The sequence below is a fragment of the Pseudomonas sp. SJZ103 genome (genome assembly GCF_007828335.1).
Taxonomy (GTDB): Bacteria; Pseudomonadota; Gammaproteobacteria; order Pseudomonadales; family Pseudomonadaceae; genus Aquipseudomonas.
Genome location: NZ_VIUN01000024.1, coordinates 23,516 through 38,000 on the forward strand (window position 1 = coordinate 23,516; position 14,485 = coordinate 38,000).

Consider the following 14,485-nt stretch of genomic DNA (forward strand, 5'->3'; position numbering starts at 1 on the left):
CTTACCTCGCGTTGCTGGCGCCAACCGGGGATTCCGGCTGAAGCTTCAGGTAGAAGTAGAACAGCACCAGCGTGATGAAGATCAGCAACGCGGCGCCGGCACTGGCCAGGCCCCAATTAAGGAACGATTGCACCTGCTGGATGATGAATTCGGGCAGCATCATGTTCTGCGCACCGCCGAGCAGCGCCGGGGTGACGTAGTAACCGAGGGACATCACGAATACCATCAGGCCGCCGGAAAACAGCCCCGGCCGGCACAGTGGCAGGAAGACGCGGAAGAAGTTGGTCCACGGGCTCGCGCCGCAGATGGAGCCGGCCTGCAGGATCATCGGGTCGATGGCCTGCATGGTCGCCTGCAACGGCAGCACGATGAACGGGATCATGATGTAGCTCATGCCGATCACCACGCCGGTGAGGTTATGCACCATCTCCAGGGGCACATCGATGATGCCCATGGCCATCAGCGCCTTGTTGATCACCCCGGAGGCTTGCAGCAAGACCAGCCAGGAATAGGTGCGGGCGAGCAGGCTGGTCCACATCGACAGCAGCACAATATTCAGGATCCAGCGCCCCCAGCCGCGCGGCACCAGGGTGATCGCCCACGCCAGCGGAAAGCCCAGCAGCAGGCTGAACAGGGTCACCAGGCCCGCCACCGAAAAGGTGTTGAGCAGCACCCGTGCATAGGCCGAGTTGGCGAACAGCTGTTCATAGTTGCCCAGGCCCGGCACCGGCTCCAGCACGCCGCGCAGCAACAGGCCGATCAGCGGCGCCAGGAAGAACAGGCCGAGGAACAGCAGGGCCGGGATCAGGTTGCTCGAGCCCCGCCAGCGCTGCGCCAGGGACGGCGCCCCGGCCTTGGGCGAAACCGCGCCGGCAGCGCCGAGGGCGCTCCCGGTCGGTGTGGTTGCCGTCATTTTCATTTGACTAGCCATTCATTCCACCGTGTCGCAATGGCCGGACCGTTCTTGGCCCAGTAGGCGAAATCGAGGGTGATCTGGTCCTTGACGTAGGCGGTCGGCAGGTTCGGCGCGAGCACCGAATCCAGGCGCTGCACGCTGTCGATGTTCACCGGTGCATAGGCGGTCAGATTAGAGAAATCCGCCTGGCCCTTGGCGCTGCTGGCGTTGGCGAGGAACTTCATCGCAGCCGCTTTGTTTTTCGACCCTTTAGGCACGACGAGGATGTCGGCCATGACCAGGTTCTGCTTCCAGCTCACGCCCACGGGCGCGCCGTCTTCCTGCAGGGCGTGGATGCGACCGTTCCAGAACTGGCCCATGCTGACTTCGCCGGACGCCAGCAACTGTTGCGACTGCGCACCGCCGCCCCACCAGACGATGTCTTTTTTGATGGTGTCGAGTTTCTTGAAGGCGCGGTCCAGGTCCAGGGGGTAGAGCTTGTCGGCCGGGACGCCGTCGGCCAGCAGCGCCAGTTCGAGCACGCCGGGGCTTGGCCATTTGTAGAGGGCGCGTTTGCCGGGGTAGGTCTTGGTGTCGAACAGCGCGGTCCAGTCCTGGGGCTTGCCGGCGCCGAGCTTGCCTTCGTTGTAGCCGAGCACGAAGGAGAAGAAGAACGAGCCCACGCCATGGTCGGAGACGAAGCGCGGGTCGATCTTGTCGCGCTGGATCACCGAGAAGTCGAGGGGTTCGAGCAGGCCTTCGGCGGCGGCGCGCAAGGCGAAGTCGGCCTCGACATCCACCACGTCCCACTGCACGTTGCCGCTTTCGACCATGGCCTTGAGTTTGCCGTAGTCGGTGGGCCCATCTTGGACCACGGTAATGCCGCTGGCCTTGCTGAACGGGTCGGCCCAGGCCTGCTTCTGCGCATCCTGGGTGCTACCGCCCCAGCTCACGAAATTGACGCTTTCGGCCGCCATGGCCGCGTGAGTGGCCGTGGCCAATAAGCCCGCGAACAGCACCGCGGTTGCACGTTTGTTCAACACCATTTTCACGCCCTCATTTGTTTTGTTATTGAGCGGGCTTGGTAATGCCCGCCTATCGGGAGCAGTAGGTCCATCGGGGGCCTCTAATCGAGACCCCAAAAGGCGACCGTGCCAAGGGCTGTTATTGGTGCTCTCCCTGGCGGGCGCACTTGGCAGAAGCGTTCGGTCTATGGAATATCATATTATGGTATTCCAAACTTTGTGCAAGCATTTTGCCTTACCGGTTATCCGTCATTCGGTGAAGGGAATGCTCTCGACCACCTCCAGGTCGTAGCCGGTCAGCCCTGCGTATTTGAGGGGCGGGCCGAGGTGACGCAGCTTGCCGACGCCGAGGTCCTGCAAGATCTGCGCCCCGGTGCCCACTTCGGAATAGATGCGCGACTGCGAACGGTTGAACTGGCGCGGTGCCTGCGTCAGTTGCGGCACGCGTTCCAGCAGGGCCTGGGACGATTCATGGTTGGCCAGTACCACCACTACGCCACTGCCTTCAGCAGCGACACGTTGCAAGGCCGCCCACAGTGTCCAGTTGGACGGGCCGCTGTAGTCGGCACCGACTAGGTCGCGCAGCGGGTCGATCACATGCACGCGCACCAGCGCCGGGGTATCGCGGTGCAACTGGCCCATCACCATGGCCATGTGCACGCCGCCGTCGATGCGGTCTTCAAAGGTGATCAGGCGGAATGTGCCGTGCACCGTGGGCAGGTCGCGTTCACCGATGCGCACCACGGTGCGTTCGGTGCTGAGGCGGTAGTGGATTAGGTCGGCGATGGTGCCGATCTTGATGCCGTGCCTGCGCGCGAAGATTTCCAGGTCGGGGCGGCGGGCCATGGTGCCGTCGTCGTTCATCACTTCGACGATCACCGAGGCCGGGGTGTGCCCGGCCAGGCGCGCCAGGTCGCAGCCGGCTTCGGTGTGGCCGGCGCGCGTCAACACGCCGCCATCCTTGGCGCGCAACGGGAAGATATGCCCCGGCTGCACGATGTCGGCCGGTCCGGCATTGCTGGCGACGGCCGCTGCCACAGTGCGTGCGCGGTCGGCGGCGGAGATGCCGGTGGTCACGCCGCTGGCGGCTTCGATGGACACGGTAAACGCGGTGCTGAACACGCTGCCATTGCTCGGCACCATCTGTTCCAGGCCCAGGCGCTGGCAGTGTTCGTCGGTGAGGGTCAGGCAGATCAGGCCACGGGCTTCGCGAGCCATGAAACTGATAGTCTCGGCGGTGCAGCAGGCCGCAGGCAGCAACAGGTCGCCTTCGTTTTCCCGGTCTTCGTCGTCCACCAGGAGCACCATCTTGCCTTGGCGGTAGTCTTCGATGATGTCTGCGATGCTGTTGAAGGACATGGAGAATGCTCGATTTGTTGGTTGTATGTATTATGGTATACTACAAAAACTCAACAAGAGGATGTCACGATGAAGGCCTACTGGATTGCCCATGTGGATGTGTCCGATGCAGAGCAATACACGCAGTACACCCAGCGCGCGCCGGCGGCGTTTGCACAGTTTGGCGGACGGTTCCTGGCCAGGGGCGGGCGCAGTGAAGCGATGGAAGGCGGGCCGGCACGGCAGCGTAATGTGGTGATTGAGTTTGATAGCTACGAGCAGGCGGTGGCGTGCTACGAGTCCGCCGAATATCAGGAGGCGAAAGCGCACCGTGAAGGGGCGGGGGTGGCGCAGATCATCATCGTGGAAGGGTTGGCGCCCTGATTTTTCAGGTATAAACCGATTCAAATGTGGGAGGGGGCTTGCTCCCGATAGCAGTATGTCAGTCAATACATGAAGTGACTGAACTACCGCCATCGGGAGCAAGCCCCCTCCCACATTTGGACCTGGTTTACCTGAAGATCAGCGGATGAAGTGGATCTTGCCGCTGTCGTCATTGCCGATGTAGATGCCATACACCCCAGCCTGGCGTTCCTCGATATACCGTTCGAGGATCTGCCGGATCGCCGGGTAGTAGATGCTGTCCCAGGGAATGTCCTCGGGCGCGAAGAACTTGTAGTCGAGGGTTTCCGGGCCGAACTGGCCGGTGATCTCCAGCGCGATGGCGCGGAAGATGATGTACACCTCGCTGATTTTCGGCACGCTGAAGATCGAGTAGGGCGAGAGGATCTCGGCACGTACGCCGCTTTCTTCCCAGACTTCACGCAACGCCGCCTGCTCAGTGGTTTCGCCACCTTCCATAAAGCCGGCAGGCAAGGTCCAGGTGCCCGGGCGGGGCGGGATCGCCCGTTGGCACAGCAGGTATTTGCCGTCCTGCTCGATGATGCAGCCGGCGATGATCTTGGGATTGATGTAGTGGATATAGCCGCAGCCCCGGCACATCAGGCGCTCATGGGTATCGCCCGGTGGCAGCTGGTGACCGAGGTCACTGCCGCCGCATGTCGGGCAAAAGCTGGGGCTGGCCAAGGTCAGTGACCTATGCGCGGTTCTTTCAGCGCGATGGGCAGGGTGATTTCCGGGATCTTGCCGGTTTCTTCCTGTTTGCGCTTGAGGTAATCCAGGGCCACGGCAGCCGCAGCACGCACGTGATCGACGCAGGCCTGGTGGGCCGCCAGCGGGTCGCCGCTCTTGATCGCCTGGACCATGCGTTCCATTTCCTGGTTACTGGTGCCGCGACGGTTTTCCTGGGACACCGAGGTGGCGCGCAGGTAGCTGATACGCGCTTGCAGCTGGCGCAACTGGGTGGCCGCCACATGGTTGCCCGAACCTTCGAGCAGCACGTCGTAGAAGCCTTGGACCGAGTCGATGACCTGTTGCAGCTCGCCGTCCTTGAGGGCCTTGCGGTTTTCTTCCAGGGCTTTTTCCAGGGCCTTGATGTCCTTGGCCTTGGCGCGCAGGGTGAACAATTGCACGATCAAGCCTTCGAGCACGCACCGCAGTTCATAGATGTCGACGGCGTCGGCCAGGGTAATGATCGCCACCTGCGGGCCTTTGGCATCGGCGAATTCCACCAGGCCTTCGGACTCCAAGTGACGCAAGGCTTCGCGTACCGAGGTGCGGCTGACGCCGAGGCGGTCGCACAGGTCGCGCTCCACCAGGCGGTCACCGGGCAGCAGTTGGAAGTTCATGATGGCGCTGCGCAGTTTTTCCAGCACGATTTCGCGCAGGGTGACCGGGTTGTGATTGACCTTGAAGCTGTCGTCGAGGGGCGCGCGTTTCATGGGGTCTGCTCTGAATTTAGCGGTTAACTGGAGGCCTCGGCCGGCCGGGGCCGATTGAGGGCCGAAAATCGTGCCCAAGTTTATCATGCTGCGTTCCTTAAGCGACAAACCCTCACGGCCCCCCGCGCGCCTCAGGCCAGCGCCGGCAGCGGGCCCAGCTTACCCTTGTGGTAGATCATCGGCGTGACCGGCTCCTTGGGCAGGATCAGGTTCTTTACCGCACCGACGATGATCGCGTGATCGCCGCCGTCGTATTCGCGCCACAGCTCGCACTCGATGATCGCCGTGGCCTTGGCCAGCAGCGGGTTGCCCAACTCGCTCAGGTGCCACTCGATGCCCTTGGCCTTTTCCTTGCCCTTGCTGGCGAAAGCATAGGCCTCGGCGGTCTGGTCGGCGGACAGCAAGTGGATCGCGAAGCGCTTGCTGTCGCGCAGGATCGGGTAGGTGTCCGACGCATAGTTAGGGCAGAACAGCACCAGCGCCGGGTCGATCGACAGTGCGCTGAACGCACTGGCGGTAATGCCGACGATGCCGCCGTCCGGGTCGAGGGTGGTGACCACCGTGACCCCGGAGGGGAATGAGCTCATGACGTCTTTGTAAATGCCGGGTTCGATCATGGTCGGGGTCTCTTAACGCATCACGAAAGGATCAGGCATAGGCGCCTGGGAGAGGTTGATCCACACCGTCTTCAGCTCGGTGTAGGCGAGCACCGAATCGATGCCGCTTTCACGTCCGTAGCCGCTGTTCTTGAAGCCGCCGATAGGCGCCATCGCCGACACGGCCCGGTAGGTGTTGACCCAGATGATCCCCGAGCGCACGTCCCGCGCCAGGCGGTGGGCGCGGCCGAGGTCGCGGGTCCAGATGCCGGCGGCGAGGCCGAATTGCGAGTCGTTGGCGATGGCCAGCGCTTCGGCTTCGTCCTTGAAACGGATGACCGAGGCCACCGGGCCGAACACTTCTTCCTGCATGATCTTCATCGAATTGCTGTCGCACTCGAACAAGGTCGGCTCATAGAACCAGCCTTCACCGAGGTTCTGCGGGCGCTTGCCGCCGGTGCGCAGGCGCGCGCCTTCGGCGATGGCGTCCGCCACCAGGCGTTCGACCACGGCCAGTTGCTGCGCGGTGGCCATGGGGCCCATTTCGCTGGCGTCGTCCTGGGGGTTGCCGATGCGGATGCGCTCGGCGCGCGCCACCAGGCGCTCGACGAATTCGTCGTAGATCTCATCCTGCACCAGCAGGCGCGAGCCGGACACGCAGCTCTGCCCGGACGCCGCATAGATCCCGGCAATCGCGCCATTGATGGCACTGTCGAGGTCGGCGTCGGCAAAGATGATATTCGGCGACTTGCCGCCCAGTTCCAGGGACAGCTTGGCGAAGTTCTCCGCGCTGCTGCGCACCACATGGCGGGCCGTGGCCGCGCCGCCGGTGAAGGCGATCTTGCGCACCAGTGGGTGGCGGGTGAGGGCGGCGCCGGTGCTGGGGCCGTAGCCGGTGACCACGTTGACCACGCCCGGCGGGATCCCGGCTTCGAGGGCCAGGCGCGCGAGTTCGAGGATGGTCGCCGAGGCGTGCTCCGACGGTTTGATCACGATGGTATTGCCCGCCGCCAGGGCCGGCGCGAGTTTGATCGCAGTCAGGTACAGCGGGCTGTTCCACGGAATGATCGCGGCGACCACGCCCATGGCTTCGTGCACGGTGTAGGCGAACAGGTCGGGCTTGTCCAGCGGCAGGGTGCCGCCTTCGAGCTTGTCGGCCAGGCCGGCGGTGTAGTGGAAAAACTCCGGCAGGTAGCTGACCTGGCCACGGGTTTCGCGGATCAGCTTGCCGTTGTCGCGGCTTTCCAGTTGGGCCAGTTGTTCCTTGTTCTCGGCGATCAGGTCGCCCAGGCGGCGCAGCAATTTGCCCCGTGCGGTGGCGGTGAGGCCACGCCAGGCCGGGCTGTCGAACGCGCGTTGCGCGGCCTGCACGGCGCGCTCTACATCGGCCTCATCGGCGTCGGGCAGTTGCGCCCAGGGTTCGGCCAGCGCCGGGTTGAGGCTGTCGAAAGTCTTGCCGGACAGGGCATCGACCCATTCACCGCCGATGCACATCTGGAAGCGTGCGAGTGTCATGCAACGATCCCCTTGATTGGATTGTTTTGGGCGTACACCGTGTCGAGGAAGCCCAGCAGCAGCTGGTTGACCAGGCGTGGCGATTCTACCGGCATCATATGCCGTTGCTCGGCCAGCACCGCAACGGTGGCGCCGGGAATACGATCGGCCAGTTGCCGGGCCATTTCCGGGGTTGAACCGGGGTCGAGTTCGCCGGTGGCGACCAGGGTCGGTACGCGCAGACCTTTGAGGTCGTCGGCGCGGTACATGTCCTGAGTCGCAAACAGTTCGTAGGTGGTCAGGTAGCCCTGGGGGTCGTTGCCCGCCAGGGTTTCACGCAGGGCGGCGATCTGCGCCGGGTTGGCCGCCTGGTATTCACGGCTGAACCAGCGCGACAGCGCGGCTTCGGCATTCGCATCCGGGCCGTGTTCCGCAGCCTGGGCGGTGCGTGCGATCACGCCGGCACGCTGTTCGGGGCTGCGGTTGAACACACTGTTGAGCACTACCAGGGATTTGAGGCGCTCGGGGTAGTGCAGGGCAAACGCCCGGGCGACCAGGCCGCCCATGGAAAAACCGATCACCGTGGCCTCGGGCAATTGCAGGTGGTCGAGCAGCTCCAGCAACTGGTCGGCATACCCCAGCAGCGGCGTGCCGGCGGCCGGACGCGGGCTGGCGCCATGACCGAGCATGTCATAGGTGATCACGCGGTAATTCGTGGCCAGGCCAACGACTTGCCCGCCCCACATTTCTTTATTCAGGCCCACGCCGTGGATCAAAACCACAGGCTGGCCTTGGCCGGTCGCCAGATAACTGGTGCCAGCCGGGGTGCGTTCAGCGGTGAGCCGAATCATGGAGCGCTCCTGCATGCTTTTTGTTTTGGCCGGTCTTGCTTACTGGGCGTTTTCAGCGGCCAGCTCTTCCAGGTCGATGTAGCGGTTGCCGATACGAGGGTGCAGGCGGCCGCCATCGGCGCAGCCCAATACCACGACGATTTCATCGGCACGCGGCGCATCTTCGATCTGCATTTCCAGGGTGATGTAGTGCGAACGCAGGCCTTCGTCGTCCTTGTGCATCATCGGGATCTGGATCGAGGTGCCCGGACCGCCGCGCTTGTTGGTGAAGCTCAAGTAGCTTTTGGCCTTGACCGCTTCACGGTAGTGATTGCCGAAGCGCAGGGTGTGGATGATCGCGCTCGCGTGTTCGATCTCGCCATCGGCACCGACCACGGCGGCCTTGCCATACGCCTCGATGTTTTCGGCGCCGCCAATGATGCCCACCAGGCGCTCGACCATCAGCGCGCCGAGGTCGGAGCAATTGGCCCGGATTTCCGGCTTGAGGTCTTCGACGAAGCCACGACCCAGCCATGGATTCTTCAGCACCACGGCGAGGCCGACCATTTTCACCGGGGTGTCTGCGGCCTTGCCGCCTTCGATGAAGGTTTCTTCTACGTAGCTGACGATTTTGCGGATTTCGAAACTCATGAGCGGCTCCATCAGGTGTGGGGGGAGTGGTTTGCGTATGATGGTATACCATAATACGCAAAGCACAAGCGTCGCAAATGAGTTTGCGTGGGGTAAGGCGTTAAAGGGTCAGGCTGAGATTTTCTCGGATCGATGTTAAAAAATGTTAGATAGAAAAAATACTTCACATAATCCGTTCATTGGTGGATGATCGATCTCAATTCCAACGCGGCTCGCCGGTATGGTGTCAGCCGCCGTTTTCCCCTGGAGTACCCCATGAATAATAAGAATGTCGGTGTGATCGGTTTGGGCGCGATGGGGCTGGGTATTGCCCGCTCGCTGTTGCGCGCAGGCTTCAATGTGCATGCCTGTGATGTGCGTGAGGCGGTCACCCAGCAGTTCGCCGGCGAAGGCGGGGTGGCGTGCGCGTCACCGGCGCAGATGGCCGAGGCCTGTGATGTGATCATCACGGTGGTGGTTAACGCCGAACAGACTGAGACCGTATTGTTCGGCGAAGGCGGTGCCGTGGCTGCATTGCGCCCGGCGAGCCTGGTGATCGGCTGTGCCACCGTGGCCCCGACCTACGCCGTGGACCTCGGCCAGCGCCTGGGCGAACACGGCCTGCTGTACCTGGATGCGCCGATTTCCGGCGGTGCGGCCAAGGCCGCCGCCGGTGAGATGACCATGATGACGTCCGGCCCGCAGGCCGCCTATGCCAAGGCCGATGCGGTGCTGGCGGGCATGGCCGGCAAGGTGTATCGCCTGGGCGACGTCCATGGCCTGGGTTCCAAGGTCAAGATTATCAACCAGTTGCTCGCCGGCGTGCATATCGCCGCCTCCGCCGAAGCCATGGCCCTGGGCCTGCGCGAAGGGGTGGACGCCGATGCCTTGTACGAGGTGATCACCCACAGCGCCGGCAATTCCTGGATGTTCGAAAACCGCGTGCCGCACATTCTCAAGGCCGACTACACGGCACTGTCGGCGGTGGATATTTTCGTCAAGGACCTCGGCCTGGTGCTGGATACCGCGCGTGCGAGCAAGTTTCCGCTGCCGTTGTCGGCCACTGCGCACCAGATGTTCATGCAGGCTTCAAGCGCCGGTTTTGGCCGCGAGGACGACTCGGCGGTGATCAAGATTTTCCCTGGCATCGACCTGCCGACGGCCAAGCCCGAGCCGGTGTAAGGAACACTTTATGACTAACCACACCACGCGCCCGTTGCTGGGCTGCATCGCCGACGATTTCACCGGCGCCACCGACCTGGCCAACATGCTGGTGCGCGGCGGTATGCGCACGGTGCAGAGCATTGGCATCCCCAGCCGCGAAGTCGCGGACGGGCTGGATGCGGACGCCATCGTCATCGCCCTCAAGTCGCGTACCACGCCGGTCGCAGAGGCTGTCGAGGAATCCCTGGCCGCGCTGGACTGGCTGCGCGAGCAGGGCTGCGAACAGATTTTCTTCAAGTATTGCTCGACCTTTGACTCCACCGCCGCCGGCAATATCGGCCAGGTCAGCGAGGCCTTGCTCAAGGCGTTGGGCGGTGATTTTACCCTGGCCTGCCCGGCGTTCCCCGAAAACGGCCGGACGATTTTCCGTGGCCACCTGTTTGTGCAGGACCAGCTGCTCAATGAGTCGGGCATGCAGCACCACCCGCTGACGCCCATGGGCGATGCCAATCTGGTGCGCGTGCTGCAAAGCCAGACGCAACTGCCGGTCGGGCTGCTGCGGTACGACAGCATCGCCGCTGGCGTCGAGGCAACCCGTAAAAAAATCGCCGAACTGCGCGAGCAAGGTGTGGGTATTGCCATCGCCGATGCGCTGTCCGATCAAGACCTCTACACCCTCGGCAGCGCCTGCGCCGACTTGCCTTTGCTCACGGGTGGCTCGGGCCTGGCCTTGGGTTTGCCAGGCAATTTCCGCCGTGCCGGTAAGCTGCGCGACTTCGATGCGGCGACGCTGCCGACTATCAGCGGTGGCGAGGTGGTGCTCGCCGGCAGTGCCTCGGTAGCGACCCTCGGCCAGGTTGCGGCCTGGTGCGAGGCGGGCCGCCCGGCGTTGCGCATTGATCCCATCGCCCTGGCTGCCGGTGAACCGGTGGTGGCGCAGGCGCTGGCGTTTGCCCGCGACAGTGCACACACCTTATTGATCTACGCCACCAGCACCCCCGCCGAGGTCAAGGCCGTGCAAGAGCAACTCGGCGTCGAACGCGCGGGTGCCCTGGTGGAGAACGCCTTGGGCGAGATCGCTGCGGGCTTGCGCGAGCAAGGCGTGCGGCGTTTCGTGATCGCCGGCGGGGAAACCTCCGGGGCGGTAGTCAAGGCGCTCGGCGTCAACCTGCTGCAGATCGGCGCGCAGATCGACCCCGGTGTGCCGGCCACAGTCAGCAGTTCCACCGAGCCGCTGGCGCTGGCGCTCAAATCCGGCAACTTCGGTGGCCGTGAGTTCTTTGCCAAGGCCCTTGCGCACCTGGCCGGAGGTGCCCAATGACTGGCATCGACGAACAGGCCCTGCGCGAAGAGATCTGCGACGTCGGCCACAGCCTGTATCAACGTGGCTACACCGTTGGCAGCGCCGGCAATATCAGTGCGCGCCTCGACGATGGTTGGTTGATTACTCCCACCGACGTCTGCCTGGGTCGCCTGGCGCCTGGGGCGATTGCCAAGGTCAACCTGCAAGGCGAGTGGGTGTCCGGGGACAAACCCTCGAAGACCCTGGCCCTGCACCGTCAGGTGTACGACCGCAACCCCTCGGTGGGCGGTGTGGTGCACACCCATTCCACCCACCTGGTGGCGTTGACCCTGGCCGGGGTATGGCGGGCGGACGATATTCTGCCGCCGCTCACGCCCTATCAGGTGATGAAGGTCGGGCACATTCCTTTGATCGGCTACCAGCGTCCGGGCTCGCCCAACGTCGCCGAGCAAGTCGCGCAACTGGCCAACAGCGTGCGCGGGGTGATGCTCGAACGCCTGGGGCCGGTGGTCTGGGAAAGCTCGGTGGCCAAGGCCAGCTACGCCTTGGAAGAGTTGGAAGAAACCGCCCGGCTCTGGCTGATGAGCAACCCCCGGCCCGAGCCGCTGAGCCAGGCCGCCTTGGATGAACTGCGCGAGACGTTCGGCGCGCACTGGTAAGCCGTAGACCGACACTGCAAGCCCCCCGCGAGACCCGCCTGCGGATCGTGGCGGGAGCGGCTTGCGCCAAAAAACAATAACAACAGGACATTCTCGAATGAGCCCACTGATTTTGATGTTGACCGCTGGCGCGGGTATCGCGCTGCTGCTGTTTCTGGTCCTCAAGTACAAATTCCAGCCGTTTGTCGCGTTGATGCTGGTGAGTATCGTGGTGGCGCTGGTGGCCGGGGTAAAACCGGCTGACCTGGTGGCGACGATCGAAGGCGGCATGGGCAAGACCCTTGGCCATATCGCGATCATCATTGCCCTGGGCGCGATGATCGGGCGGATCATCGAGCTGTCAGGCGGTGCCGAAGCCTTGGCCAAGTCGTTGATCGAGCGGTTTGGCAACAGCCGCACGCCGCTGGCGCTGACCATCGCCGGGTTCATCATCGGCGTGCCGGTGTTCTTTGAAGTCGGGGTGATCATCCTGATGCCGCTGGCGTATGGCGTGGCACGTCGGGCACGCAAGCCGCTGCTGGTGTTCGCCTTGCCGATGTGTGCGGCGCTGCTCACCGTGCATGCGTTCCTGCCGCCCCATCCGGGTGCCGTTGCCGCCGCCAGCCAACTGGGCGCCGACTTGGGCCGGGTGCTGATGTTCGGTCTGCCGATCACCGCATTGTTGTGCTACATCGGTTACCGCGTGGCGGGGCGCATGACCCGACGCTTCTATCCGATGACCGACGATATCCGTGCCGAAGTCTATGGCCCCCACGTGACCAATGAAGACCTGCGGGCCTGGACCAACGGCAATCACCAGGCGGTACAACAGAGCGCTGTGGCCGAGTCCCATATGGGCCTGGAAGAGTCCACCAGCGCCATCGCCGCCAAGCTACCGGCGGCGCCTGCACCCGGTTTCGGCCTGATTGTCAGCCTGATCCTGCTGCCGATTGTGCTGATTTTGCTGGGCACCCTGGCCACTTCGCTGCTGCCGGTCGACTCGACCCTGCGCGGGGTGATGACCGTGCTCGGCGCGCCGCTGGTGGCGCTGCTGATCGACACCTTGCTGTGTGCCTGGCTGCTCGGCTCGCGCCGTGGCTGGAGCCGCAGCCAGGTCTCCGACGTGATCGGCTCGGCGTTGCCGGGCGTGGCGATGGTTATCCTGATCGCCGGTGCCGGTGGCGTGTTCGGCAAGGTGCTGGTGGACACCGGCATCGGCGCGGTAGTCTCCGACATGCTGCGCACCACCGGCCTGCCGGTGCTGGCCCTGGGCTTTTTGCTGACCATGTTGCTGCGCGCGGTGCAGGGTTCGACCACAGTGGCCCTGGTCACCACGGCGGGGATCATCAGCCCGCTGATCGTGACCCTCAACCTCACCCCCAACCACCTGGCGCTGCTGTGCCTGGCCATGGGCGGTGGCGGGCTGGCGATGTCGCATATCAACGATGCCGGCTACTGGATCTTCACCAAGCTTGCCGGGCTCAACGTGGCCGACGGTTTGCGCACGTGGACGGTGATCACCACCTTGCTCGGCACCTTGGGTTTCTTGATTACCCTGCTGATCTGGCCTTTTGTCTGACTCTTGGGAGCTTTTATGCCTCGTTTTGCTGCCAACCTGAGCATGCTGTACCCGCAACATGATTTTCTCGAGCGCTTCGCGGCTGCGAAGGCCGATGGTTTTGACGCGGTGGAATACCTGTTCCCCTACGACTACAGCGCCGAGGCACTCAAGCAACGCCTGAGTGACAACGGCCTGGTGCAGGCGTTGTTCAACGCACCGCCCGGTGACTGGGCGGCGGGGGAGCGGGGCATCGCGAGCCTGCCGGGGCGTGAGGCCGAGTTTCGCAGTGGCTTCGAGCGCGCGTTGGAATACGCCGCCGTGCTCGGCAACGACCGCGTGCACGTTATGGCCGGCTTGCTGCCCTCGGAAAACCTGCGCCAGCGCCATCAGGCCGTGTACCTGGAAAACCTCGCCTACGCCAGCGCCGCGGCGGCTGAGGTTGGCGTCACCGTGTTGCTGGAGCCGATCAACACCCGCGACATGCCGGGGTTTTTCCTCAACCGCCAGGACCAGGCCCACGCCATCTGCCGGGAGGTCGGCGCGCGCAACCTCAAGGTGCAGTTTGACTGCTACCACTGCCAGATCGTCGAAGGTGACTTGGCCACCAAGCTGCGCCGCGACATCGATGGCATTGGCCATATCCAGATTGCCGGGGTACCGGACCGTCACGAGCCTGACCTGGGCGAGCTGAACTACGGCTTCCTGTTCGAACTGATGGACCAGTTGGGCTACGACGGCTGGGTCGGCTGCGAATACCGGCCAAAGGGCGACACCTCGGCGGGCCTGCAATGGTTGCGGGACTGGAAAGCGGCTCGGTAGTCGACGAGCCTCTGTGTCGGTTCGGTTCAAATGTGGGAGGGGGCTTGCCCCCGATAGCTGTATGTCAGCCAACACCTCTACCAACCATGCCGCCGCCATCGAAGCCTCGCTAAAGCTCGACATCACCCACAGGGATCAGCGGTGCCCACGAGATCTATAGCCGAGCAACTTCCCACCTGCCAACCGAGCTCAAATGTGGGAGGGGGCTCGCCCCCGATAGCGGTATGTCAGCCAACACCTCTACCAACCATGCCACCGCCATCGAAGCCTCGCTAAAGCTCGACATCTCCCACAGGGATCAGCGGTGCCCACGAGATCTATAGCCGAGCAACTTCCCACCTGCCAACCGAG

Annotated in this window: 15 protein-coding genes; 6 read left to right on the top strand and 9 right to left on the bottom strand. The window is 63.6% G+C overall.

What is annotated here, in order from left to right:
- Nucleotide 1: 1 nt before the first annotated feature.
- From FBY10_RS30345 to ribBA, 3 genes are all read right to left on the bottom strand, one after another.
- Nucleotides 2-919 (bottom strand): ABC transporter permease, encoded by a 918-nt coding sequence (locus FBY10_RS30345; RefSeq protein ID WP_065926398.1) that lies wholly within the window; start codon nucleotides 917-919, stop codon nucleotides 2-4.
- Entirely contained in the window at nucleotides 916-1,941 is a 1,026-nt protein-coding gene (locus FBY10_RS30350) for an ABC transporter substrate-binding protein (protein WP_027603596.1), read from the bottom strand. Before FBY10_RS30350 ends, FBY10_RS30345 begins: the two co-directional genes overlap by 4 nt.
- A 228-nt stretch (nucleotides 1,942-2,169) precedes the next feature.
- Nucleotides 2,170-3,279, bottom strand: a complete 1,110-nt coding sequence (gene ribBA, locus FBY10_RS30355; RefSeq protein WP_145338773.1) for a bifunctional 3,4-dihydroxy-2-butanone-4-phosphate synthase/GTP cyclohydrolase II — start codon at nucleotides 3,277-3,279, stop codon at nucleotides 2,170-2,172.
- A gap of 69 nt (nucleotides 3,280-3,348) precedes the next feature.
- Here ribBA and FBY10_RS30360 point away from each other — a divergent pair, with 69 nt between their 5' ends.
- Nucleotides 3,349-3,642 carry a DUF1330 domain-containing protein gene (locus FBY10_RS30360; protein ID WP_145338772.1) on the top strand — a complete coding sequence of 98 codons (294 nt, stop codon included), beginning with the start codon at nucleotides 3,349-3,351 and terminating at the stop codon, nucleotides 3,640-3,642.
- Nucleotides 3,643-3,780: 138 nt separating this feature from the next.
- Here the strand turns inward: FBY10_RS30360 and FBY10_RS30365 are convergent, their stop codons facing one another.
- The 6 genes from FBY10_RS30365 to FBY10_RS30390 form a co-directional block, all read right to left on the bottom strand.
- Nucleotides 3,781-4,344, bottom strand: a complete 564-nt coding sequence (locus FBY10_RS30365) for an NUDIX hydrolase (RefSeq protein ID WP_131698765.1) — start codon at nucleotides 4,342-4,344, stop codon at nucleotides 3,781-3,783.
- Between the two features lie 2 nt (nucleotides 4,345-4,346).
- Nucleotides 4,347-5,099: a GntR family transcriptional regulator gene (locus FBY10_RS30370; protein WP_027603600.1), complete on the bottom strand. Its 753-nt coding sequence runs from the start codon at nucleotides 5,097-5,099 to the stop codon at nucleotides 4,347-4,349.
- 131 nt (nucleotides 5,100-5,230) lie between these two features.
- Nucleotides 5,231-5,716, bottom strand: coding sequence for a flavin reductase family protein (locus FBY10_RS30375; RefSeq protein ID WP_053139508.1), 486 nt, complete (start codon nucleotides 5,714-5,716; stop codon nucleotides 5,231-5,233).
- A gap of 12 nt (nucleotides 5,717-5,728) precedes the next feature.
- The gene (locus FBY10_RS30380) at nucleotides 5,729-7,210 is read right to left on the bottom strand and encodes an aldehyde dehydrogenase (RefSeq protein ID WP_145338771.1); all 1,482 of its coding nucleotides are present in this window, start codon (nucleotides 7,208-7,210) and stop codon (nucleotides 5,729-5,731) included.
- Nucleotides 7,207-8,040: an alpha/beta fold hydrolase gene (locus FBY10_RS30385; RefSeq protein WP_145338770.1), complete on the bottom strand. Its 834-nt coding sequence runs from the start codon at nucleotides 8,038-8,040 to the stop codon at nucleotides 7,207-7,209. The genes FBY10_RS30380 and FBY10_RS30385 overlap by 4 nt, the downstream gene beginning before the upstream one ends.
- A 39-nt stretch (nucleotides 8,041-8,079) precedes the next feature.
- A complete protein-coding gene (locus FBY10_RS30390) occupies nucleotides 8,080-8,670 on the bottom strand; it encodes an amino acid synthesis family protein (RefSeq protein WP_145338769.1) in 591 nt (196 codons plus the stop codon).
- A gap of 186 nt (nucleotides 8,671-8,856) precedes the next feature.
- Here FBY10_RS30390 and ltnD point away from each other — a divergent pair, with 186 nt between their 5' ends.
- The 5 genes from ltnD (at nucleotide 8,857) to otnI (ending at nucleotide 14,134) form a co-directional block, all read left to right on the top strand.
- Nucleotides 8,857-9,831, top strand: coding sequence for an L-threonate dehydrogenase (ltnD, locus tag FBY10_RS30395; protein ID WP_256663615.1), 975 nt, complete (start codon nucleotides 8,857-8,859; stop codon nucleotides 9,829-9,831).
- A 10-nt stretch (nucleotides 9,832-9,841) separates the two neighbouring features.
- On the top strand, nucleotides 9,842-11,134 hold the full coding sequence (gene otnK / locus FBY10_RS30400) for a 3-oxo-tetronate kinase (RefSeq protein WP_145338768.1): 1,293 nt from the start codon (nucleotides 9,842-9,844) through the stop codon (nucleotides 11,132-11,134).
- A complete protein-coding gene (locus FBY10_RS30405) occupies nucleotides 11,131-11,775 on the top strand; it encodes an aldolase (protein ID WP_131698759.1) in 645 nt (214 codons plus the stop codon). Before otnK ends, FBY10_RS30405 begins: the two co-directional genes overlap by 4 nt.
- A 97-nt stretch (nucleotides 11,776-11,872) precedes the next feature.
- Nucleotides 11,873-13,333 (top strand): SLC13 family permease, encoded by a 1,461-nt coding sequence (locus FBY10_RS30410; protein WP_053139499.1) that lies wholly within the window; start codon nucleotides 11,873-11,875, stop codon nucleotides 13,331-13,333.
- A gap of 15 nt (nucleotides 13,334-13,348) precedes the next feature.
- Entirely contained in the window at nucleotides 13,349-14,134 is a 786-nt protein-coding gene (gene otnI, locus FBY10_RS30415; protein WP_145338767.1) for a 2-oxo-tetronate isomerase, read from the top strand.
- Nucleotides 14,135-14,485: the final 351 nt, after the last annotated feature.